This window comes from Larkinella knui (assembly GCF_003858645.1).
GTDB classification, from domain to species: Bacteria; Bacteroidota; Bacteroidia; order Cytophagales; family Spirosomataceae; genus Larkinella; species Larkinella knui.
Genome location: NZ_RQJP01000003.1, coordinates 625,441 through 646,768 on the forward strand (window position 1 = coordinate 625,441; position 21,328 = coordinate 646,768).

Below are 21,328 nucleotides of genomic sequence, written 5' to 3' on the forward strand. Positions count from 1 at the left end.
AGAAAAAGTTAAAAATTAAAATTATAGGTAAGCGCGGGCACCACACTCCCGATGACTGAAAAGCGAACGGCTTCCGTCTGAAGGTTGTCGTTTTCGGTTTGCCGCGTGTATACTGAAAAGGCATTACGCCGGTTGTAGGCATTGTAGAGGCTGGCCACCCATTCGCCCCGTCCGTGAAACGGGGCTTTTTTTGTTTGCCAAGTCAGAGACAAATCCAATCGGTGCGTGGGGGGCATCCGGGCGGTATTGCGCCGGTCGCCTTCCTGGTAGGGCAACGCCCAGCCCGCCCATTCCCACCGGCTGGTCGGGAGGGTTACCGGGGCTCCAGAAGTAAGCGTGAACGTGGCAGATCCGGAAACCCGCTTGCTGAACGGGTATTGCGTAACCACATTCAGAACGTGCGTTCTGTCAAAGCGGGACACGAACCAGCGGTCGTTGTTGAGACCAGCGATGCGACGCTCGGTTCGCGAAAGCGTATAACTCAGCCAGCCGGTGAAGCGCCCTTTTTGCTTACGAACCAGCGCTTCGACTCCATAAGCCCGCCCTTTTCCAGCCAGCAAATCGCCTTCTACGTAGGGATTCAGCAACAGATTGGCGCCTTTGACATAATCAATCTGGTTGTGCAGTAATTTGTAGTATCCTTCCAGAGATACCTCATACCCTCCCGGCTCAATCTGCTGTACCCAGCCTGCCGTAAACTGATCGGAACGCTGGGGCCTGAGATTGGGCGAACTCAACCGCCAGACATCGACCGGCGAGGCTGCCGCCGTGTTGGAAAGCAGATGTAGATACTGTACCATCCGCTGGTAACCCAGTTTGAGCGAACCTTTGTCGAGAAGTTTCCAGCTGCCCGTGAAACGCGGTTCCCAATTGCCGTACTGATGCAGGATGCCGGATTGCTGTTGAACAGCAGGCAGGATTACGGGTCGACGCTGTCCGGGTCCGGCGGGTTCAAACTGGTAATAACTGCCGGGAGCCCGGTTTCGGAACAGCGAGTAGCGAATGCCATAGCTCAGTGACAACCGTTCGTTAACCACGTGCTCGTTTCCCACGTAAAAAGCAAGCTCGTCAGCGATCTGGCGTTCGAGGAGATAGATCTTCTCGTCCTGATTTGAGGTAATCGACGCCCTTCCGGGGGTGGTGTTGTACCGAATGTACTGACCGCCGAACGAGAGCGTATGACCGGGCATGAGGTAATAGGTAAAATCGGGTTTCAGGCTGTGCGTATCTATGTTAGATTGCCACCGAAATCCGTCCTGCTGTTTTTGAGCGTCGGAGTTGAACCCGTAATCGTACGCCGTTTTGTACAGCGTCAGGTTTAGAAAGAGCTTTTCGTTAAAGACGCGATTCCAGCGGGCCGTTGCAGTAGCGTTTCCCCAGTTTAACCCAAACCCGGCCCCAAACACGTCGCGGCCCAGATAGCCGGAGAGGTACAGGGTATTGGCCGCATTGACACGCAGGTTGGCTTTTGCGGTCAGGTCGTAGAAATAAAACCGGGATCCACTGAGTTCTTCTCTTAAAAATGGCCGTGCCAGGATATCGAGGTACGAACGGCGGGCTGCCACGATGAAAGACCCCCGCCCTCCCGCCAGTGGTTGCTCGTAGGTAAGGCGGGAGAAGATAGAGCCGATTCCCCCGCTGACGGACTGCTTGCGGCTGTTGCCTTCTTTGAGTCTGACATCGAGAATCGACGAAATACGCCCTCCATACGACACGGGAATACCGCCTTTCATCAGCCGGATGTCTTTGACGGCATCGGGATTGAAAATGAAAAAAAAACCGAATAGGTGGGCCGAGTTGTAGACCGGAGCTTCGTCGAGTAAAATCAGGTTTTGATCTACATTACCGCCCCGAACGTTGAAACCACTGGCCCCCTCGCCTACCGTCGTTATGCCGGGTAGCAACTGAATGCTGCGGATGACATCGGCCTCGCCGAACAGGGCAGGCATCTGCCGGATGGTCTGACTCTTTAGGGCGTTGGTCCACAGCGCAGAGACCCCAGCCGACGCACTATCCGGCAGAGCCCTTACAGAAACTTCCTGGAGTTGCGTCGCTGCGGCCGACAGCTCTACATTTTGCCGAACCGGAGTTTCGCCGAGGGTAACAGCCAACTCCCTGCTCGTGAAACCGACGAAACTAAAGCGCAACGTGTAGGTGCCGGGGGGCAGATTTAACGAATAAAAGCCGTAGTTGTTGGTAACAGTGCCGACCGTTCGATGGTCTACAGAAACGGTTACTCCGATGAGAACTTCCCCGTTGGCGAGGTCGCGCACGTAACCGCTCACGGTTTGCCGGTTCTGGGCGCAGGCAGCCGGACAATGACCTCCAAAGAAGAACAGGAAGAATCCGCTCAGCGCCAGCAGTCGGCCCGGCCGGCAAACACGGAGATGGTTGGTTCGATAACTCACGTATTTCATCAGTTGATGTGGGACCTTTACCGCCGGGGCGGCACATACATTCAGCAAGACTGCGTCAGCGTGGGGCTTCAAGCCCGATACTACCAATACGCACAGGCACCGGGTAACAGCCCCCGTGCTTATTGCCCTTCAAATTTCCAGGGTCTTGCCCGAATCCGCCATCGACGGCCGGACGAGTCCCGAAAAAATCAGGATAAACCCCGGAAAAAGGCGGGTAAACACCATCCGGCAGGCGAAGAAACAACGCCTTGGAACCGACTTCAGCCAAATCGGTTCCGCCGGTATGGATAGCTCGTCCGTTCTTTTTCGCCAGCCGCATTAAAATGCCGAATGGCCTCGTTCAACCCGTTTTTCCAGGCATTGATCCACTTTTGCCTACCCCTCGATCGCCCACGAACGTACCTTCGGCCACCTTGTTTACTACTGTTCTTCTTTGTTATGAAACGCTTATTGGTTGGTGTCCTGGCCAGTTGTCTTTTGCTGGCTGCGTGCGATCGGGACCTTCCCCCGACGCCGGTTATCTCGAACAATCCGATGCGGTCGACCCTGGATTCGACCGTAGAAACGGCCATGCGGCCTTACTTTGCCAACGCCAGGCACGTTGGCAGCCTGATTGGCATTTATCGGAAAGGGGCGGTTAGCTGGTATGGGTACGGTGAAACAAAACGGGGCTCCGGCCAGCTCCCGACGATGAATACCCTCTTTGAAATTGGCTCCGTTACCAAGCCGTTTACCGCAGCGCTGGTCCTCGACTGGTTACAGCGACATCAGCTCCCGGTCGATACGCCCATTGCCCGGTACCTGCCCGATTATTCGCGCCGGGGTGTTGCCTCCCTGACTTTCCGGCAGTTGCTGGACTATTCGAGCGGCCTACCCGAAGATGATGCTATTGCGGATCTGAAAACGGCACCGGGGTATACAAGCGCCAATCCTTACCAGCACTACGACAGCACCCGGGTCTACGCGTATCTAAAAAATTATGGGGTAAAATATCCGCCCGGAACCCGCTATACGTACTCGAATCTGGCTTTTGGACTGGCCGGATTGATTCTCGAACGCATGACCCATACATCGTTCGAAACCCTGGTTCGGGAGCGGATTGCCGCACCTCTGGAGCTTGCCAATACGGGCGTAACCCTGACGGCCGGGCAACAAAGTCAGGTGGCGCAGGGCTATCTGGAAACGGGAGAACCGGCCCCGCGCTGGGTGTCGCTGGGCGGATTCAATGGCGCGGGGGCTCTGGTCTCGACGGGTAGTGATTTGATGCGGTTCGGGCAGGCTCAGCTTCGGTCAGAAACGGCTCTGGAGAAACTATTTGCCCAAACCCGAACGCTATCCTTCGTTTCTCCGGAAGCGGGTCGGGAGGGTCTGGGCTGGGATCTGACGAGTCCGGAATTCGACGGCGTCGTGAAAACCGGCGGCACCGGGGGGTTCAGTTCGCTGATCATGGTCTCACAAGCCCGGCAACTCGTCGTTGTCGTGCTTTTCAACAACCACGAGACGGCCGCCATCGAGACGGCGGCTTCGCTCACGGCCGCTCTTTTAAAACAATGAGACGGGTCATCTTACGCGCTCTCTTCGAGCCACTGCCGGAACTCACGAATCCGGCTGGCGGAAACCAGAATGGGCTTGGGCGACTGGCAAACCAACCGAATGGCCAGCCGCCCACCCGGATACGATTCGATCTCCCGAATTGCTTTCACATTGACGATGTGCTGCCGCGAAACCCGAAAAAAATCGTTGGGAGCCAACAGGTTCGTCAGTTCTTCCATCCGGTAATCGACAATGAATTTCCGGGCTGCCACATCGTAGAGGGTAACGTAATTCCCTTCCACTTCAAAAAAACTGATCTGCCCTACATCGATTAGTTTGAGGCTCGTTCCCGTTCGGATCGTAAAGCGGGTCTTGTAAATGGGTTTTAAAAACTGCACCGCCTGCCGGATGTCCATCAGATCATGGCGCGTGAGCTGAACGGCTTTTTCTTCAACGTGAGCGATGCTTTGTTTCAGTTCCAGAGGGTCAATCGGCTTTAGCAGATAATCCACCCCTCTGACCTGAAACGCACGCAGAGCATACTGATCGAAGGCCGTCGTGAAAATGATCGGCGCGGAAAGCGTTATTTCGTCAAAAATGGAGAAACTTAATCCGTCCGACAGTTGAATATCCATGAAGATCAGATCGATGTTGGAGTTGTGTGGAAACCACTCGACCGCTTCCTCAATGCTGGTCAACTGTTTGACAACCTGACAATGGGGGGCTACCTGTTGGATCAGGCGGGACAGTTCCTGAAAAGCGGGCCACTCATCTTCGACAATTACGGCATTCATGCTAACGGCAGTTTATACCCTGTTCAGGGTACCTGTTTTTAAAGATAGGGAGTTGTGAGTCCACAAAAAAATTCGGCAAACGCTGGTTGCTGGCTGTCAACCCGGGGCTTCGTGCATACGGATCATGGTGTACTCGTGAAAATTGGACTGTTTCCCCGCCGTAATCCTGATTCCTCCCTACAACAGCGCCTGCAAGCCCCAGATCACACGGCCTTCCAGTTGCCCCCTTACCAGCGAAGGGTTAGATAACCCGGCCGCAGTCGGTGGCTATTGGCCCCCACCGGTTCGCCCACGTTTATGCCGTTACTTTGTCCTTGTGTTTTCGTCAGATATACAAAAGTGTGTATGACGCAGCAAGGCTTTGATTCTTGGTCTTTTACAAATCAACTAGAATTACTCTGGCAGAAAGGAAGGTACATTTCCAGTCGGTTTCAAAGCCGACTCTATAAACTCGTTTGGCTCGATAGTTTTTATGTTGAAGCTACCTACGCAAGTGATTTGGAAACGATTGAGCACTTAGAGGTAGTTACCGACCTCACAAAGTTAGCTCTGTACGAATCCCCGGAAACACCTAAACAGTAAACCGCTCGATAAATCCGTTGGTTTGTGGGTTACAAACCTTGGTTCGCCGATGGTCAATGTCATTCAGGACCCTATCAATCAGCAACCCGTTGACTCGACCACAGCCAAAAGAATTAGCTGTTTTTTCTGATCCCTATTCTGGCTTAGATGAATAGGAATAATTTGGGGCGACATCATACCTGATTGAAGATCATCATAAACTGCCTGCGAACGGGAATAAATTTGCAGAATAGATCATGTGGTCAACAAAAAGCCGGTATTGTGCGCGTCTATATACCTCCCGATGCCAACTGCCCGTTCTCGGTAATGGATCATTGCCTGCCGAGTCGGCATTACGGGCATGTGATCGTGGCGGGAAAACACCGTTTGATTTTCCGGTTTTGACTGTCCAAAAGTTGAGCCAAAGTTAATGGTTCACTTCGCTATTGGGAGCGGAAGGGTAGCCTATACGTTCCCCTCAAATAGAGATACCTGTCTTAGTAACGCGCCGTTTCATCGCTCATCGGGCTAGGGGCAATATGATCGCAACGGATGTTTCTCCAGCAGGCAGGCTGTCAATCGACAGAAGTCCATGGTTTAAATCCAATAGCTTTTTAACAATCGCCAATCCCACTCCTGAGCCCTGTTGTTCATACTGATGGCGGTCAAATTGCACAAAGGGAGCAATGCGGGCAACATCTTCTGCTTTAAAGGGCAGTCCCTGATTGGCAATGGTCAACTGATAGTTCAGGCCTGCCTGGCGACCGGTTATCTGAATGGGATGAGGCCCCCGCGAAAACTTGTGGGCATTGTCAAGCAGCTCATCTAAAATAATTCCCAGGTTGTGATCTGACAGGGCAATGTTGGCGCTTTCCACCTCAGGCTGACAACTTATGCTAGCATCCAGCCGATCATTTAAGGTGTGAATTTGCTGCTGCACCCGATCGGGATCGATCCGCGAAGCACCGTTGGTGAAAAAAGTGTATTCAGTCTGCCCTGGCTTCACCTGTTGTAACGTCTCCATCAATCGAAGGTTATCCAACGACCGTTTTAAGCGTAAGCTACAGGCTTTTATCATGGCCAGCATGGACAGGCTTTCTTCCCGATCGAACTCATCGTAATGGGCCATCATTAAGGAAGCAAAACCCAGAATACCGCCTAGGGGCGTGTTGTATTCATGATTCGAAACACGGGTCATGGTCTGGCGGAGTACTTCCACGCGGGCTTGCAGGTCGGCTTCCCGCAAGGTCTCGCGTTGAAGCCGACTTTCAACGGCCAGCAACAGGCTGTCCAATGTGAACGGCTTTTTCAGATAATCATCGGCTCCCAGGGCCATGCCCCGGCGCACATCGATTTCATCGGTTTTGGCCGACAGGAAAATGAACGGCACGGTCGCCAGAGGGCGATACTCCCGAATCGTATCCAGCACCTGATAGCCATCCAGGTGGGGCATCCGGATGTCACACAGGATCAGATCGGGTGGACTCAGCATCGCTTGACTGATGCCCTCGCGGCCATTGGCCGCCGTCGTAACGGCATACTCATGCAGTCGCAATAAATCAGCTGTGTTTTCCCGAATGTGGGTTTCGTCTTCAATATATAAGATTTTAGTCGCCATTTGGGAGGTAAATGTTTTTGAGTTAAAATGGAATAAGGTAACCCTGATCCGATTGCCTATGGCTGGGGGACGGTCGGTAAAGTGACGGTAAAAGTGGTTCCCCGCCCTTCTTCACTCTGAACGGTCAAGGTACCTCCGTGCAACTCCACAAATTGCCGGGCAATAACCAGTCCTAACCCCGTACCTTGTATGGAGGTGGTGTTAGAAGCCCGAAAAAACGTCTGAAAGAGGGCCGGAAGATCGCTGGCAGGAATGCCCATGCCGGTATCGATCACCAGAATGACGACCGCCTTGGGTTCAAAGCGCAGGACCAGTGTGGGGTCATTCTGGGAGAACTTAAAGGCGTTGGAGAGCAAATTGACCAGCACCTGCCCCATGAGTTTTTCATCCAGCAAGGTGGTTTGGGGCTCGCCTTCCAGCGAAAGATGGATCATCCGCCCATCGGGCTGGTGACTAAAATGGCTGGTGATGACCTGTCGGCAAAACGCCCCAGCATCGACCCAGCGCGGATTGAAAGCCACTTTGCCCGCATCGATGGTTCCCATGGTAAGCAAGTCCGTGAGTAGGCCTTCCACGTTCTGAATCTGCTCTTGAATCGTCCTTAGGTGTTTGTCGATGAGCGGCTTCGCGGTTTGAGGGGATTTCTCCAGATACAATTTGATGAGATCGGTACTGGTTTGGATCGTGGTCAGGGGGGTACGGAACTCGTGCGAAGCGGTGGAGACAAACTGGGACTTGAGTTGATTCAGATCCTGTTCCCGTTGCAGCGACTGTTGCAATACCAATTCTTTTTCTTTCTGACTGGTGATGTCGTTGACGATACCAATGTAGCGCAGGGGAGTTCCTTGCTCATCGCGCTTGACAAAGGTGCGAATTTGCAGCCATCGAATGTCTTTATCCAAACTCTGGACGCGGCACTGGACCATCACTTCCTGACCTTGCCGGTAGTGGTCAAATTCAGCCATCACCATCGCCCGATCATCGTCCACAATCGTCTCCAGAAAAAAGGTCGTATCGGCGGACAGTCGGGGGGGAGAAAGGCCAAAGACACGTTCGTAAGCCGAGTTAATATAGAGTAACTCGAAGGGCTCGACCGAATGAATCCAGAAGGCTTCATCGACCGTGCCGGCAATCTCGCGAAACCGCTGTTCACTGGCCTGATGGGCCGCTTCGGCCCGTTTTCGGTCGGTTATATCATAACTGGTGATAAAGATTTCTTCTTTCAGCAGATCGATACTGACCTGGGCTGCGGTCCATGACCACATCCCATTAGTATGCCTGATCCGCAGTTCAACCATCCGACTGATCCCCCACTCGATCACCTCCTTCAACACCGATACCCAGGCGGCTACATCGTCGGGATGAATAAAAGTAATGAAGGGTTTATCCAGGGTTTCTGCGACATCATACCCGTAGAGTCTGGACCAACTCGGAGCGACGTATCGCAGGAAACCCATCCGGTTGATGCTCAGGAGGGCCTCCCGGGTCGTACTCATCAAAACCGACAAATCATCTTCTACCCGGACTTTATCCGTCACGTCGTAGCCGATACAGAGGATCTCGATGGCCTGACTGATGGCCGATGCCTGCGCAATAAATTCCCATTGGGTATAGCGCAACTGTCCATCCTGGTGCGGCTTTCGCAGCCGCACTTTGCAGACCTGGCCCGGTTCCTGCAAGCACTGCAGAACGGCTTGCTGACAGAGGCCATGATCGTCAATATAAATCGTACTCAGGGCAGAGGTACCTAACAGGTCAAGTCGATTTAGCTCAAATGCTTGGCAGAAATAATCATTTACAAAGGTATAATTCCCATTCAGGTCCGTTTTAGCTACGTAGATCGATTGATTCCCCAACAGGCTTTGCGTTAAAACGTGTTGCTCATCGGCTACCGGCGGTTTTATTTTTTGGTGGGTTTGGGCACCGATCATCCGAACGGGCCTCCCCTGCGGGTCACATATGAGCCATCGCCGGTATTTGATCTGAACAATGGTATTATTTCGATGGATGTATCGAATCTCGGCTTCCGGGTTGAAATCTACTGGCGTGAGTTGGTTCGGGTTCCATTGCGTCTCCAGCAAGTGATCGTCGGGATGAATGAGCAGTTGCCAGTCCGCAATCTGCCCGGGCTGATAGCCAAGCACGGCATAACATTTGGTATTCAGCCATCGCTGGTGTGGCCTTTCCAAGTCCCAATACCAGACTCCCTCCAACGCAAACTCCTGAATAAAATCAAAGACAGGTTCATTGTTTTGTAGAATTTTATAGAACTCGTCTTTTAAATGGATCATAAATTTGTTAAATAAATTAGCGAAAGCTAGGGATAACTAACACATTTGGGCTGGTCGGATGGCTGGGCTTGGACTGGTTTTAACGTCCTTTATTGGTCTAATAGCATCAAAATTATTTTCTTTTACACGGACTTAATCGGATGGCACAGACGGCCGGCCGCTACCGTCACACTGCACCAAAGCGGCATAAATTTCGTGTACTTAATTGAAATAAAGAGCATTCAATCCATTGCCTGGCGGAAAGGGCAGGCTTGTGTCAGCTACCCCCTTCCTTTACTTTGAACGTAAATCGGCGGGCGAACTTCGGCTCTTATGGGTTATCTGAACAGCTCATGTGGACCTTGATTGAGACCGATGCGGTTGATTTTACAGGTCTGTCTCTTGGACAGGTATGTAATGTAGCACAAATCATACCAAAAACTATTATTATTTTAATAAAATATAGAAACAATTAACCACCAGCAACACGGAATTATTTCATTGATAATTAATGACTATAACCTAATTTAACTCCCGATAAGACACCTTCGAAAGCCAAGTGAAAAAATTGCATTATTCAATTAAATGCCTTTTAGCACCAAGCACTACAGCGCATAGAAAGCGGCTGATTTTGGGGCTATTCTTAAAATTAGATCGGGGATTCTACAAATCACAAAGGAAAGTATCGGGAAAACCTTGTGAGAGCCCAAGCGATGAGTCAATCCCGGCTGTGCGGCCGCAACCGGTTCTTGATGGCGAGCTTAATCGGTCTTGATAAGGGCCGGAAAGTAAGGGAAGCAAATCCCTAGTATGGCCAGGGTGAGCCTGTATAGTTGGTTGCTTTAGTGAACCTTGATGGGTACGAAAACAAGAAGGGAAAGTCACCAACAGGCTCATCCGGTCGGGTATAAAAATAACGCCGGATTCGTCCAAGGAATCCCACTGTCAGTCTACTTCTGTTGGAGTTCTTGTTGCAAACGTTTTTTTGGCTTCTTTTGGCAAATGGGTCGCAACGCCCGGTACGCTTGAGCGGAAACGTAGCAGAATAGTTGGGGGCCCAGGCGGGACCGGCCCAAACCGGAGGAAAGAAGTTTATCATTGATTTTCGATCGGGGCAACCGACCAAGGCTGTCCGTACCTAGCTGTCCACCCCGCAACTCACCCGGGCCGGTATTGGTTGGTATTTCAACCCCGACTACGAGCCTTATATGTTTCGGCCAGCCACGCTCGGTACGCTTGCTGTTCATGGATACCACGACGCGTGCTCTGCCCAATCCGTCGATCAAAAGTGACCTGCGGGGTGATAAATAGAACGGTTGACCCAGCAATTCCGCTGACCACCTAACTTCTTATTCCAGGAGGCCAGTATGGTTTGTTCGGTGGACTGCTACGGGAAGCATCCTCCTGCTGCTTTCCATAAGGGTATCTGCACAGGAATCGACCCGGCTATGCTGCGCCCTGATTTCCTGAAAACGAACCGATTGGCTCCAGTTTCAATTTTTTATGAACGGGCATTAACGCGCCGATGGGCTGTTCGGACGAGCGACTGCTAGTGGCCCACTAGTGCGCTCTGTGGGTTTTGGGCTGGCGATTGGGTATCAATGGCTGATCAAACGAAGGGTGGTGGTCGAGGTCGTCCACGGGCGAGGCGTGTTACCGCCTTCACTAACCTCCTACCACCCTACATTGCGGTACAGTACGTTGACAACCAACTCGAGCAATGATTACCTGACCTTTGACTTCCGAACGGGAATCAATCTGGGCGATGCACTTTAGTGACAATGGAAGGAAGAAATTGGGCAACCGCATACCTTAGTTGGTTTGCCAACGTGTTTGTCCCTCTACCAGAGCGGACAAGGATAGGTAACCACAACTTTGTCCAACCAGTAATCTGATAAACTTTTTTGGTTCATCAGGCAGGGATTTACCCTTCCGCTTACTTTGCCAGCCGTCAGGAATTGACCAACCGATTCCACTATGCTGCCTGTCAATAACTTATACACGCATTAATAGTCGAATTCTTTCGATACCTTGTACCCATACCGGAGCATAGACTTACCCCATCAAACCAGGCCATCCTACCGCATGGCTTAATCTGGGCCACAGCCCCTCAAGGAATACGCCATGAACGAAAAGAAGGTGCGGCAATTGGCTGCGGTTATGTTTGCTGACCTGGTGGGCTATACGGCCCTGATGCAACGGGATGAATACCGGGCCGCCACCATTCGGGCACGGCATCGATCGGTCTTCGAGCAACAGCATAAAGTACACCACGGAACGATTATCCAGTATTACGGGGATGGGGTCTTAAGTGTCTTTAAAAGTGCCGTCGAAGCCGCTCAATGTGCCATTGACATTCAGAGGTTCCTGCAGGAAGGCGAGCCCGTTGCACTTGGGATTGGTTTGCACATGGGTGATATTGTGTTTGACAACACGGAAGTGTACGGCGATGGGGTGAATGTGGCGTCACGGATTGAAAGTCTTGGCATGCCCGGGGCCATTTTCCTTTCGGGGAAATTAAATGATGAACTAAAGAATCAGGCGACGATTTCAACCACTTCTTTAGGCCATTTTGAGCTAAAAAATGTAACAGGCACCGTGGAAATATTTGCGATCACCAATATCGGCATCAAGGTTCCACTAGCCACCGAACTAACCGGAAAACCGGCTCAGACAAACCAACCCATTGCGGCATCTCCTATTAATATGAGTTCTGGAAAAGAAAATGATGTGCTCTTGACCAAACTCCATCTTTCTCCGCCCGGTAGCCAAACCGTTCATCGCGCTGAACTTTTTGAAAATCTGGCGACCGGCCTGAAAACTAAATTAATGCTCATCTCGGCTCCGGCCGGATTCGGGAAAACAACCCTCGTCAGTGATTGGATCATCCAGCAGAAGATTCCGGCGGTCTGGTACTCCCTGGATACGAGCGATAATGATGCGGCCAAATTTTTAAGTTATCTGATCACCGCCATTCAAGGCTTCTACCCGCAAGTTGGCCAAAATGCCCGGAAACTATTGCACTCACCCGGCCAGATCAGCCAGACCGCTATTGTCCAGCTTTTAATCAATGAACTCCTGGCTTTGCCAGCCCACTTTTTCATCGTATTGGACGACTTTCATGTCATTCATAACCGGGAGGTTTTAAGCCTGTTGACGTATTTTATCGAGTACATGCCCCCTACTATCCACCTGGTTATCCTCACCCGGGCCGATCCCCTTTTACCCATTGCCAAACTCAGAAGCCAGCACCAACTCGTTGAATTAAGGGCCGCTGATCTTAGTTTTTCTACGAATGAAATTCATGTTCTGTTTAACCGGACGCTAAAACTAAAGCTTAGCCTGGCGGATGTGCAATCCCTGGCCCATAAAACGGAAGGGTGGATTGCGGGTTTGCAACTCATTGCCCTGGCCCTGCACGGGCGGGAAGATGGGTCGGCCTTTATCCGGAATTTTAAAGGAGACAACCGGTATATTATGGATTACCTGATTGAGGAAGTTTTAAAAATTCAAACGCCTGAAATCAAAGAGTTTTTACTGCAAACGTCCCACTTAAAACAACTGTCCGGACCGCTTTGCGATGCGGTTTTGGATCGCCAGGACAGCCAAACGGTTCTGGAAATGCTGGAGAAAAATAACGTTTTTATCATTTCGCTGGATGCGGAGCGGAAATGGTACCGCTACCATCACCTGTTTGCCGATTTACTTCAACAACGCCTTCTAGTCCGGGAAAAATCGGAGGTAACGAAACTGCATACCAACGCCAGCGCCTGGTTTGAGCAGAACCAACTGTTGCCGCTGGCGATTGAGCATCGGCTGCAAGCCCAGGATTATGAAAAAGCCATGGCGTTGCTGGTTGAAATCATCGAGGAAATGTGGGAAAACGGTCAGCATGCTTCCATTATAAAATACGGCGATCTCTTGCCAGATGAGCTTATAAAAAAGAATCCGGGGTTTAGCGTATTCTATGCCTGGGTATTGATTACCGCCGGACAAATTCAAAAAGCCGCCCCGCTTTTAGCCCGTGCCGAACAACTCGCAAAGCAGAACCTGGACAATGGGCCGGCAACTGTGGACCAGAAAAAATTAATCGGTAAAATAGCGGTGGCTCTGGCCTACCAGCATTCTCTCCTGGGCCCGCCGGAGGTGATCCTGGAATACTGCCGGACCGCCCTGGAAAACCTTTCCGAAGAAGATCCTTTGTGGTTTAGCTGGGGATGGTATGCGGTCGGGATGGCCCAACTAGTCAGTGAAAACCTCCAGGAAAGCACCGAGGCTTTAAAAAAAGCATTGGCATTTGGTAAAAAATCCGGTAACATTTACCTCATCACCACCATAGCCACCACCCTGGCCTTCAATGAGGGCCGGTTGGGACGCTACAAGATTTCCTATCAGCGGAGCGTTGATCTGTTGGAATTCCTGAAAGAAAATGGGTACGCGTCTCTGGTCAAAACCGACTGGACCTTTGCGGTTTTGTTTGCCAATATGGCAGCCATCCGGTATTTCTGGGCCGATCTGGATGAGGCTGCCGAAAACATAAAAATAGCCTATAACCTCTGTATCCACGAAGCGGATATGACCTCCAAGGTCCTGGTACTGGTCGTCTATGCGGTGGTCTTGCATGGGCAGGGCGATCTGGCGGGGGCAGAACAAAAAATAAAGGAAATGGAAGCGATCATGCAAAAAAACAAGGTCAATCCGTTCCGGGAATCCATGTATATTGGCATCAAAGTCAGGTTGCTGATGATCCAAAACGAGTTGGAAAAAGCCCGTGCTTTTTTAGAGAGGCACGGCGTTGAAACGGGCAACGCCATTTCGTATACCGAAGAATACCGCTACCTTTCACTGGCTCTGCTGCTCATGGCAGAACATAAAATGGACGAGGCCTTTCGGCTGTTGTCACAGCTCTATGAAATGGCCAGCGCTCAGGGCCGCATTGAGCGCATGATTGAAATCAACGTTTTCCTTTCCATCATTTTCCTGGCGACGGGTGAAAAAGCAAAAGCCCTGGCTAGTTTAACCGAATCGTTGACCTATGCGGCCCCTGATGAAATTTTAATGTATCACCTCAATTACCTGGATCAGATCAACCCGCTCCTGGAGGAGGTATTCAAAAACCAGGCGACCGCTGAAGCAAAATTGCCGCTTCCATTTTTGGATAAACTCCGCCGTAGGATTGAAATTAGAAGGAAATCACCCGCTATCCCCGTTAACCTGACCACCCGTGAGCGGGAAGCCCTCCAGTTGATGGCGGAAAATCTGACCAACCAGGAAATCGCCGACACGCTCTTCATCTCCTTGAATACGGTCAAAACCCGGTTGAAAGATCTTTACCTGAAATTAGAGGTGGACAGCCGCAGCAAAGCCGTAGAAAAAGCCCGGCAATTGCATTTGCTTTAAATTTTAGTACACCCTTCGTTAAAATTCACCCCCAAAAACCACCCGAGCGGGTGGTTTTTTCGTTTGAGGCTACCCCTACTTTTGAATCACATTAAAGAATTCAATATGAAGGGCTTGACCGAAATAATAATAGAGGAAGATCTCGATCCAAAATGGGAAGACTGCTTTGACGGCATGACCATCCGGTATCGGGACAATCAGACCATTCTGCAGGTAACGTTAAAAGACAAAGCGCATTTGCACGGCATTCTGAACCTCATTCTGGACTTAAATCTGAAACTCATTTCGGTCAATTCACTGGAAGCGGGCTAGCCGGGGCCTCAACTCGGTAACGCCCATCGAATCGCGCTTTGAACGAAGTAAATCTCACAAAACAAAATTAAACATGCCATGAAATACCTCTTTATACTACTTTCCATCCTCTTCTTTTTATTTAGCCCGGTTTGGGGGCGGGCGCAGGTGTTGTCTCAAACCGTGCGAGGTACCTTAACCGATTCCGATAGCCAACTTCCCCTGATCGGGGCAACCCTGATCATCGCCGGATCTAATCCGCTGGTTGGTACCACGACTGACCAGAATGGGACCTTCAGATTAACAAACATTCCCACCGGACGCATTACCCTACGCGTATCGTACCTCGGCTATGAATCCAAAGCCATTCCGGATATTGTGGTCAACTCCGGTAAGGAAGTAGTGTTGAACCTGACCCTGCAGGAGTCCACCGAGAAACTGGCCGAAGTCGTGGTGAAAACCCACCTGGAAACTGGCAAAGCCCGGAATGAAATGGCCCTCATCAGTGCCCGTTCCATTTCATCCGAAGAAACGAGCCGCTACGCGGGCGGCTTTAACGACCCTTCGCTGATCCTGTCCAATTTTGCGGGGGTGGCCAACAACCCGAATGGCAACAACGACATCATTGTGCGGGGTAACTCACCCAAATATGTACAATGGCGCCTGGAAGGTGTCCAGATCACCAACCCGAACCATTTTGCTGACCAGGGAGCTATTGGCGGTGGTCTCAGCACCCTAAACAATAACATCCTGGCTACCTCGGATTTTTACACGGGTGCTTTTGCCCCCGAATACGGTGATGTTTTATCCGGCGTCTATGACGTAAAACTCAGAGCCGGCAATAATGAAAAACGGGAAGCGGTTTTGGGGGTAGGGATTCTGGGTACGGATTTAACCGTCGAGGGGCCGTTTAAAAAAGGGTATGGCGGGTCTTATCTGGTGAATTACCGCTACTCTACCATCTCCCTGCTAACGGATCTGGGTTTAACGGGGGTAAAAGGAAGCCCCAAGTTTCAGGATGCCGCGTTTAAGATTTTGTTGCCCACCAAAAAAGCCGGGGCCTTTTCCCTTTTCGGATTAGGCGGCTCGAGCAGTGCTTTCCTGAAAGAAGTAAAACCCGAAATTGCCGAAACCCCCGGGGACCGCTCCATGCTTAACGGAATTCGGGAGGACCTGGAGAAAGGGTCTTACTTAGTGAATCTGGGTTTGACCCATACGCTACCGCTTACCACCAGTAGTTATCTCCATACCACGTTGTCGTATTCGAAGGAGGGCATTAAAGATCAGGTTTTTGAATCCAGTATCGAAAAACAGTATGATGGTGCCGGGGCCTACCTGAACGATTCGGTGTTGACGACCCACCCGAATTACCAAAGCCACTTACTCAAATCGACCTACCGGGGCGGTCTTACCTATCACCATAAAATAAATGCCCGAAACACGATCCAGGTCGGCACGCAATACACACTGGTCGATTATGATTACCGGCAAAGCCATTTACGGGAAGGTTCGGACCATCGGGTGTATGTACTCGATTTCCAGGAAAAGGTGGGGACGATCCGCAGTTACATCAGTTGGAAACACCGGTTCAATGAAGCGGTAACGTTGGTTACAGGTGTACAAAATATGAATGTGCTGCTTAACCATCAAAGCACCCTGGAACCTCGGGTTTCCCTGAACTGGCAACTTAATCCGACCAATTCGTTTCAGGTCGGTTATGGAAAACACAGCACGATGGAAAGCGCCCACAACTATTTTACCCAGGTTGAATCGGCCGATGGAAAACTCAGTGAGCCCAACAAGAATCTGGGTTTGCTGAAGGCCCACCATTTTGTATTGGGGTACGAAAAACGGTTTACCCAGTCGCTAGTGACCAAAGCGGAAATGTATTACCAGTCCCTCTACCAACTCCCGGTCGAAAACCGGGCGAACAGTACGTTTGCAACCATTAACGAAGGCCCGGATTTTAATTATGTGGGTTTAGTCAACAAAGGGACCGGGAAAAATTATGGAATCGAACTGACTCTGGAACGGTCCTTTAGCCATCATTATTACTTTTTACTCAACGGCTCCCTGTACAGTTCCACCTATCGCACCTTGGAAGGAAAAACCCGAAATACGCCCTACAACGGCCATTATCTGATCAATCTGTTAGCCGGTAAAGAATTTACAAACTTGGGCAGAAAGAAAAATCAGGTCCTGGCCGTGAATGCCAAACTGTTTTTCAGCGGGGGTAGGAACATTATTCCGCTCTTAAGAGATGCGGCTGGAAATTTAGCCGTTGATCCGGCTACGAACACGTTCTGGGATTACGAAAAAGCGTACGAAACGTCCCTGGGCGATCTGGCCAAGTTAGTGCTCTCGGTCAGTTACAAATGGAATAAAGCCCGGACGACGAACGAGTTGTTTCTGAACCTGGATAATGTCACCAATCGGCAGGGCAAGCTGACGGAATACTACGACCCCAGCCAGCCTGGTTCGGTGGGCCACACGACGCAACGGGGCCTGGTTCCCAATCTGATGTACCGCTTGTATTTTTAGTCTGGACAGCAGCGTTTCAAAAATTAGTACTTGCCGAAACGACCCATGAAAAAGAAACGATTGATTTTAGGGCTTTGGTTTTTCCTTATTGGCGTTTATTTAAAGCGCGTTTAGAACTGTCCTATTGCGGTTTTCTTGTGTTTATCCTGGGCGTAAATACGCTAATCTACGGTTACATATTCTTCAACTCCGAGCCTGTTCCCCGAAAACCGGTATTGCCTGCAAGTACCGGAGCGGCTTCGCTTTCATGTTTTCCTGGTACACTTCTCCTGTTGCCACAATTGAATGAGTCTTACTTCAGAGCTTATAGTCAGAGCTTTAAGCATACCGCTAAAGTAGTTAATCAAACTTTCAATTAAACACGTAAAACTAAATTATCATGAACACTCCAATCAACTCAGTATCCATTTCATTCGCAGCCCTGGTGCTGTTGATGACCATTTCGATTACCTCTTTTTCGCAAGAGAGCCGGTTCAGTCTGTCTCTTAATTCCCTGACGACGAACTTTAACTACGGAAGTATGAATAAGGCCTTGCAACCGTATAAGAAAGATTTTAAAGGATTACAAATCGGTGCATCCTATCAGGCTGAAATAAGTCCGCTATTTTCGGTTGTGCCGGAGCTTTATTTTGCTCTGAAAGGAGGAAAACTGAAAGAGAATAATCCGCTGACCATCAACCCATCAACCGTACGCCTTTATACGGTTGAGCTGCCTGTTTTAGCCCGTATACACCTCCATCATTTTTATGTCAATGCCGGTCCTTATGCAGCTTACACCTTAGGAGGTCGCTTGAAAATAGCGGGTTCTGAAGAGATTCCAGCCTCTTCAAACAGGATTTCCTTTGGAACATCTTCGGGTGACTTCAAACGGTGGGATTTGGGTTTCCAGGCGGGTGCGGGGTATAGCTTTCGAATCAAAAGAACCCAACTTTTATTGGATGCTCGTTACGGCTATGGATTGGTAAACATCTCTCAGGACATCAAGCGATACAACCGAATGCTCAATATCAGCCTGGTTGTTTCGAAGAAGCCAAAGAAGAACCAAACTGAAAAACGGGGATAAAGATTAGTTTGCCGCGGTCTCAAAATAACTGCTAATCCATAAACCAGGTGTCCTGAACCCTTTGACGTGAGCCAGTGAAAGTTAAGTTTTTTACCGCACGGGCGGCCCCGCAACAGGATCTTTGAAGTTGCACAACAGAACAAGCCCGTTGAGTAGGCACCCGGTAATCCTTCATTAAGCTAGCGGCCAGCATCCGTTTCTGGGCTGGCCCACGCGGGCGGCCCCGTTAGAGCCACGTCCTGAAGCATTTGCTTATCCAGACTCAGATCGGCGACAAGCTGTTTTAATTGTTGATTTTCCTACTCTCCAGCGGCCCGGCTCCAATTGTCGAAGCCTCCGGAGATCAGGAACTCCCGGGCCAGCATACTTCTTCCACGCGGGCGGCCCCGTTCCAATTGTAGTAGGTGGCCTCACTTACGCGCATCTTCCGACAAACCTCCGCCACGGGTATGCCAGTATCAGCTTGACGTAGGGCGAAAATAATCTGCGCTTCGGTGAATTTGCGGTCCGCTGCCGCGGGTCTTTTTCAGAAGCGATTTTTCTATCTGTTTAAGTTATCAAAATCGCCCGAATTTCTCCACTCTATGAATGTCCAGTTTTGGGCTAAGGTCATTTTATGGACTTTACTCCTTAACAATTTGAGTCGGTACAAATAATGGAATCTGGATAATCAATGTTTCTATGCCTAAAGGAGTACAAACCGATTTAATCTGCCCACTAATGGTAAAATTGAATTTTGTCGAATCTGCCTGCCAGTTGGGATCCATCAAGGTCGATTCACAAAGTTGAAGTCCCTTAACTGATTTATCATTTTGAGGGTCTCTATACATAAAAAACCTTTTTCCGGTATAGGAAGCCTTCACATTATTGAGCACCTGGAAAGCTTTGCCATCGCAACCACAATCAGGCTTTGTAATATCTTTCTGCTGGCACGAAAGTAAAAGTGCTGCTCCCAGAATCGGTAAAGCGGAAAGTCTCATTGAATGAATTGGGTTTAATTTTTTACCTGACCCATTTGAAACACTAGCCGTTGTAATATATTGAAGATAAAATATTTAATAGTCTAAAAAACTTCCCATTAATCAGTCATACGTCTATTTGATATGCCACACTTGCCCTATGTTTTTGGTATCATAACCCATTAAACCAAGAGTTACTATAAGCACAGCTACGTATAGGAAAGCGGCTTTAAAATTCTCAAAGCTGGCTATACCTCCCAATAGTACCATCTGTGATTGTGGATCAATATAACTTAAAAGGAAGTCAAACCCATAAATCACAGTACCACCTAAAATGATTGCAAGATTTAAGACAACAATCAGTAAACCTAAGGATGCACACATAGCGATTGCTATTCTGGCATAGGCTGGTGGATTGGGGAGTAAAATCTTCTTCATAATAAACAAAGTTAAGCAACTTCTATAAAACTAACGTCCATTTATAAACCACACGTTTTATGGACTTATAAAAATACCAATAAATTTTTGGTATTTTGGGCAGCATACCATTGGATTATACAACATCATTCCTCCTATGCCTGACGAAAGTAAGTTCTACATCACGGCCATTGGGGTATCCGCTGGAGGACTGGAGCCCTTGCATAGTTTCTTTGCGCAAATACCGCCTGATTCCGGGCTTGCCTTTATTATTATTCCGCATTTAAATCGAGACTATGTGAGTCTAGCGGATCAACTCTTAGCCAAGTATACGACTATGCCTGTTTGTTGGGCTACTGAAGGGCAAGAAATAAGACCCAATAGCATATACATGATACCGATTAACAAAATGATGACCATTGAAAACAGTTATCTACACTTACAGGATAGACAGGTCGAGGAAAAGAGCAATTGGGCAGTCGACATTTTCTTTAAGTCATTAGCCAAGTCTCAGCAAGCGTATGCGATCGGTATTATTCTTTCAGGCGCTGGCACCGATGGGACCTTGGGCGCCATTGCCATTCACAATGAACAGGGCATGGTCATGGTCCAGGATCTCCAGACCGCTGAATTTACAAGTATGCCCCAGTCGGCTATCTTGAAGGACCATCCCACTCAAATTTTATCGCCAAAACACTTAGCGCAGGCTTTATTAACTTTTGTAGCTGAGTTAACCTGATTGCTACTTATAGAACCACAAAAATGAATATAAAGACAATTGCGAAAACAACGGTTGTTATACTAGTAGTAGCATCAAGTGTTTTATTTATTTTTCAAGGGAGTTTTACATTGTTTGATGAAGAGCCTATTGAAATTACCCAATTCAACTATAATAAAGCATCGTTCGCGATTTATTACATATCATCAAACGCTACTCAGCAAGACTATATTCAAATTAGAAGAATACTTTTGAAGGGTAATTTTAAAGTGCTTACTAGTTTTGAGCGGTACCAGATTCTATCGAGTTACAAACTATTTAATGATACTTTACAACTTGTTTTGTCTGATACATCCTCCTATAAACCACGGCAAGATACATTAAAAGTTAGAATTGAATAAGTGGGCACTAATTGCCTAAACAGGACATATCCGATTATGGATTCTTTATCTTATTTGGTTCCCGGTGACTCCGGCTATAGCACACGGTCAAGAGGATGGCCGGAATAATACGACCTGACAGTATTAAACCCTTCCAAACGGTTAAAACCCATGAATAGTAAAATATAAATCGATGCTAATTATTTAGAATACTGGAACTGTAGTCATCATTTGATACACTATCATTCAAGGCTCCAAGAGCAGCAAGGAATAGCCAAACCACTTCTAGGTCTAATCGGCGGTAGTGCCCGGTGGTAAATTGGCAGGGCTTGTTACGAAAGATAGCGGTTTTTACTAATACGATAC

At 49.3% G+C, this 21,328-nt stretch carries 14 protein-coding genes and 1 pseudogene; 8 read left to right on the top strand and 7 right to left on the bottom strand.

Annotation, left to right across the window (positions count from 1 at the left end; genetic code table 11):
• Window positions 1-8: 8 nt before the first annotated feature.
• On the bottom strand, window positions 9-2,417 hold the full coding sequence (locus tag EHT87_RS16650) for a TonB-dependent receptor (RefSeq protein WP_124907784.1): 2,409 nt from the start codon (window positions 2,415-2,417) through the stop codon (window positions 9-11).
• A gap of 438 nt (window positions 2,418-2,855) precedes the next feature.
• Here EHT87_RS16650 and EHT87_RS16660 point away from each other — a divergent pair, with 438 nt between their 5' ends.
• Window positions 2,856-3,971 (top strand): serine hydrolase domain-containing protein, encoded by a 1,116-nt coding sequence (locus EHT87_RS16660; RefSeq protein ID WP_185716255.1) that lies wholly within the window; start codon window positions 2,856-2,858, stop codon window positions 3,969-3,971.
• A gap of 11 nt (window positions 3,972-3,982) precedes the next feature.
• On the opposite strand, the gene EHT87_RS16665 is transcribed toward EHT87_RS16660, so the two are convergent.
• Complete coding sequence (locus EHT87_RS16665) at window positions 3,983-4,744, bottom strand: LytR/AlgR family response regulator transcription factor (protein WP_124907787.1); 762 nt, start codon at window positions 4,742-4,744, stop codon at window positions 3,983-3,985.
• 843 nt (window positions 4,745-5,587) lie between these two features.
• Here EHT87_RS16665 and EHT87_RS31845 point away from each other — a divergent pair.
• Window positions 5,588-5,710, top strand: a complete 123-nt coding sequence (locus tag EHT87_RS31845) for a hypothetical protein (protein ID WP_374756031.1) — start codon at window positions 5,588-5,590, stop codon at window positions 5,708-5,710.
• Window positions 5,711-5,825: 115 nt separating this feature from the next.
• Here the strand turns inward: EHT87_RS31845 and EHT87_RS16675 are convergent, their stop codons facing one another.
• Both EHT87_RS16675 and EHT87_RS16680 read right to left on the bottom strand, forming a co-directional pair.
• Window positions 5,826-6,923: a hybrid sensor histidine kinase/response regulator gene (locus tag EHT87_RS16675; RefSeq protein WP_124907789.1), complete on the bottom strand. Its 1,098-nt coding sequence runs from the start codon at window positions 6,921-6,923 to the stop codon at window positions 5,826-5,828.
• A gap of 56 nt (window positions 6,924-6,979) precedes the next feature.
• Window positions 6,980-9,214, bottom strand: a complete 2,235-nt coding sequence (locus EHT87_RS16680; RefSeq protein WP_124907790.1) for a PAS domain-containing sensor histidine kinase — start codon at window positions 9,212-9,214, stop codon at window positions 6,980-6,982.
• A 1,551-nt stretch (window positions 9,215-10,765) separates the two neighbouring features.
• Here EHT87_RS16680 and EHT87_RS31850 point away from each other — a divergent pair.
• The 5 genes from EHT87_RS31850 to EHT87_RS16705 all read left to right on the top strand — a co-directional run bounded on the left by EHT87_RS31850 (window position 10,766) and on the right by EHT87_RS16705 (window position 18,488).
• Window positions 10,766-10,969 (top strand): DUF3575 domain-containing protein, encoded by a 204-nt coding sequence (locus tag EHT87_RS31850; protein ID WP_185716256.1) that lies wholly within the window; start codon window positions 10,766-10,768, stop codon window positions 10,967-10,969.
• A 348-nt stretch (window positions 10,970-11,317) separates the two neighbouring features.
• Window positions 11,318-14,593 (top strand): winged helix-turn-helix domain-containing protein, encoded by a 3,276-nt coding sequence (locus EHT87_RS16690; protein ID WP_124907791.1) that lies wholly within the window; start codon window positions 11,318-11,320, stop codon window positions 14,591-14,593.
• 81 nt (window positions 14,594-14,674) lie between these two features.
• Window positions 14,675-14,905 (top strand): DUF8691 family protein, encoded by a 231-nt coding sequence (locus EHT87_RS16695; RefSeq protein WP_229321132.1) that lies wholly within the window; start codon window positions 14,675-14,677, stop codon window positions 14,903-14,905.
• Between the two features lie 78 nt (window positions 14,906-14,983).
• A complete protein-coding gene (locus EHT87_RS16700; protein WP_124907792.1) occupies window positions 14,984-17,425 on the top strand; it encodes a TonB-dependent receptor in 2,442 nt (813 codons plus the stop codon).
• Between the two features lie 379 nt (window positions 17,426-17,804).
• Complete coding sequence (locus EHT87_RS16705) at window positions 17,805-18,488, top strand: porin family protein (RefSeq protein ID WP_124907793.1); 684 nt, start codon at window positions 17,805-17,807, stop codon at window positions 18,486-18,488.
• Window positions 18,489-18,831: 343 nt separating this feature from the next.
• On the opposite strand, the pseudogene EHT87_RS31855 reads toward EHT87_RS16705, so the two are convergent.
• From EHT87_RS31855 to EHT87_RS16720, 3 genes and pseudogenes are all read right to left on the bottom strand, one after another.
• A pseudogene (locus tag EHT87_RS31855) lies at window positions 18,832-18,984 on the bottom strand (transposase); the annotation flags it as partial.
• Window positions 18,985-19,111: 127 nt separating this feature from the next.
• On the bottom strand, window positions 19,112-19,468 hold the full coding sequence (locus tag EHT87_RS16715; RefSeq protein WP_124907794.1) for a hypothetical protein: 357 nt from the start codon (window positions 19,466-19,468) through the stop codon (window positions 19,112-19,114).
• 114 nt (window positions 19,469-19,582) lie between these two features.
• The gene (locus EHT87_RS16720) at window positions 19,583-19,885 is read right to left on the bottom strand and encodes a hypothetical protein (RefSeq protein WP_124907795.1); all 303 of its coding nucleotides are present in this window, start codon (window positions 19,883-19,885) and stop codon (window positions 19,583-19,585) included.
• Between the two features lie 136 nt (window positions 19,886-20,021).
• On the opposite strand from EHT87_RS16720, the gene EHT87_RS16725 reads away from it, so the two are divergent.
• The gene (locus EHT87_RS16725; protein WP_124907796.1) at window positions 20,022-20,603 is read left to right on the top strand and encodes a chemotaxis protein CheB; all 582 of its coding nucleotides are present in this window, start codon (window positions 20,022-20,024) and stop codon (window positions 20,601-20,603) included.
• Window positions 20,604-21,328: the final 725 nt, after the last annotated feature.

Coding starts and splice junctions, on each gene's coding strand:
- EHT87_RS16650 (WP_124907784.1), bottom strand. CDS start 2,417: ATGAAATACGTGAGTTATCGAACCAACCATCTCCGTGTTTGCCGGCCG.
- EHT87_RS16660 (WP_185716255.1), top strand. CDS start 2,856: ATGAAACGCTTATTGGTTGGTGTCCTGGCCAGTTGTCTTTTGCTGGCT.
- EHT87_RS16665 (WP_124907787.1), bottom strand. CDS start 4,744: ATGAATGCCGTAATTGTCGAAGATGAGTGGCCCGCTTTTCAGGAACTG.
- EHT87_RS16675 (WP_124907789.1), bottom strand. CDS start 6,923: ATGGCGACTAAAATCTTATATATTGAAGACGAAACCCACATTCGGGAA.
- EHT87_RS16680 (WP_124907790.1), bottom strand. CDS start 9,214: ATGATCCATTTAAAAGACGAGTTCTATAAAATTCTACAAAACAATGAA.
- EHT87_RS16690 (WP_124907791.1), top strand. CDS start 11,318: ATGAACGAAAAGAAGGTGCGGCAATTGGCTGCGGTTATGTTTGCTGAC.
- EHT87_RS16700 (WP_124907792.1), top strand. CDS start 14,984: ATGAAATACCTCTTTATACTACTTTCCATCCTCTTCTTTTTATTTAGC.
- EHT87_RS16705 (WP_124907793.1), top strand. CDS start 17,805: ATGAACACTCCAATCAACTCAGTATCCATTTCATTCGCAGCCCTGGTG.
- EHT87_RS16715 (WP_124907794.1), bottom strand. CDS start 19,468: ATGAGACTTTCCGCTTTACCGATTCTGGGAGCAGCACTTTTACTTTCG.
- EHT87_RS16720 (WP_124907795.1), bottom strand. CDS start 19,885: ATGAAGAAGATTTTACTCCCCAATCCACCAGCCTATGCCAGAATAGCA.
- EHT87_RS16725 (WP_124907796.1), top strand. CDS start 20,022: ATGCCTGACGAAAGTAAGTTCTACATCACGGCCATTGGGGTATCCGCT.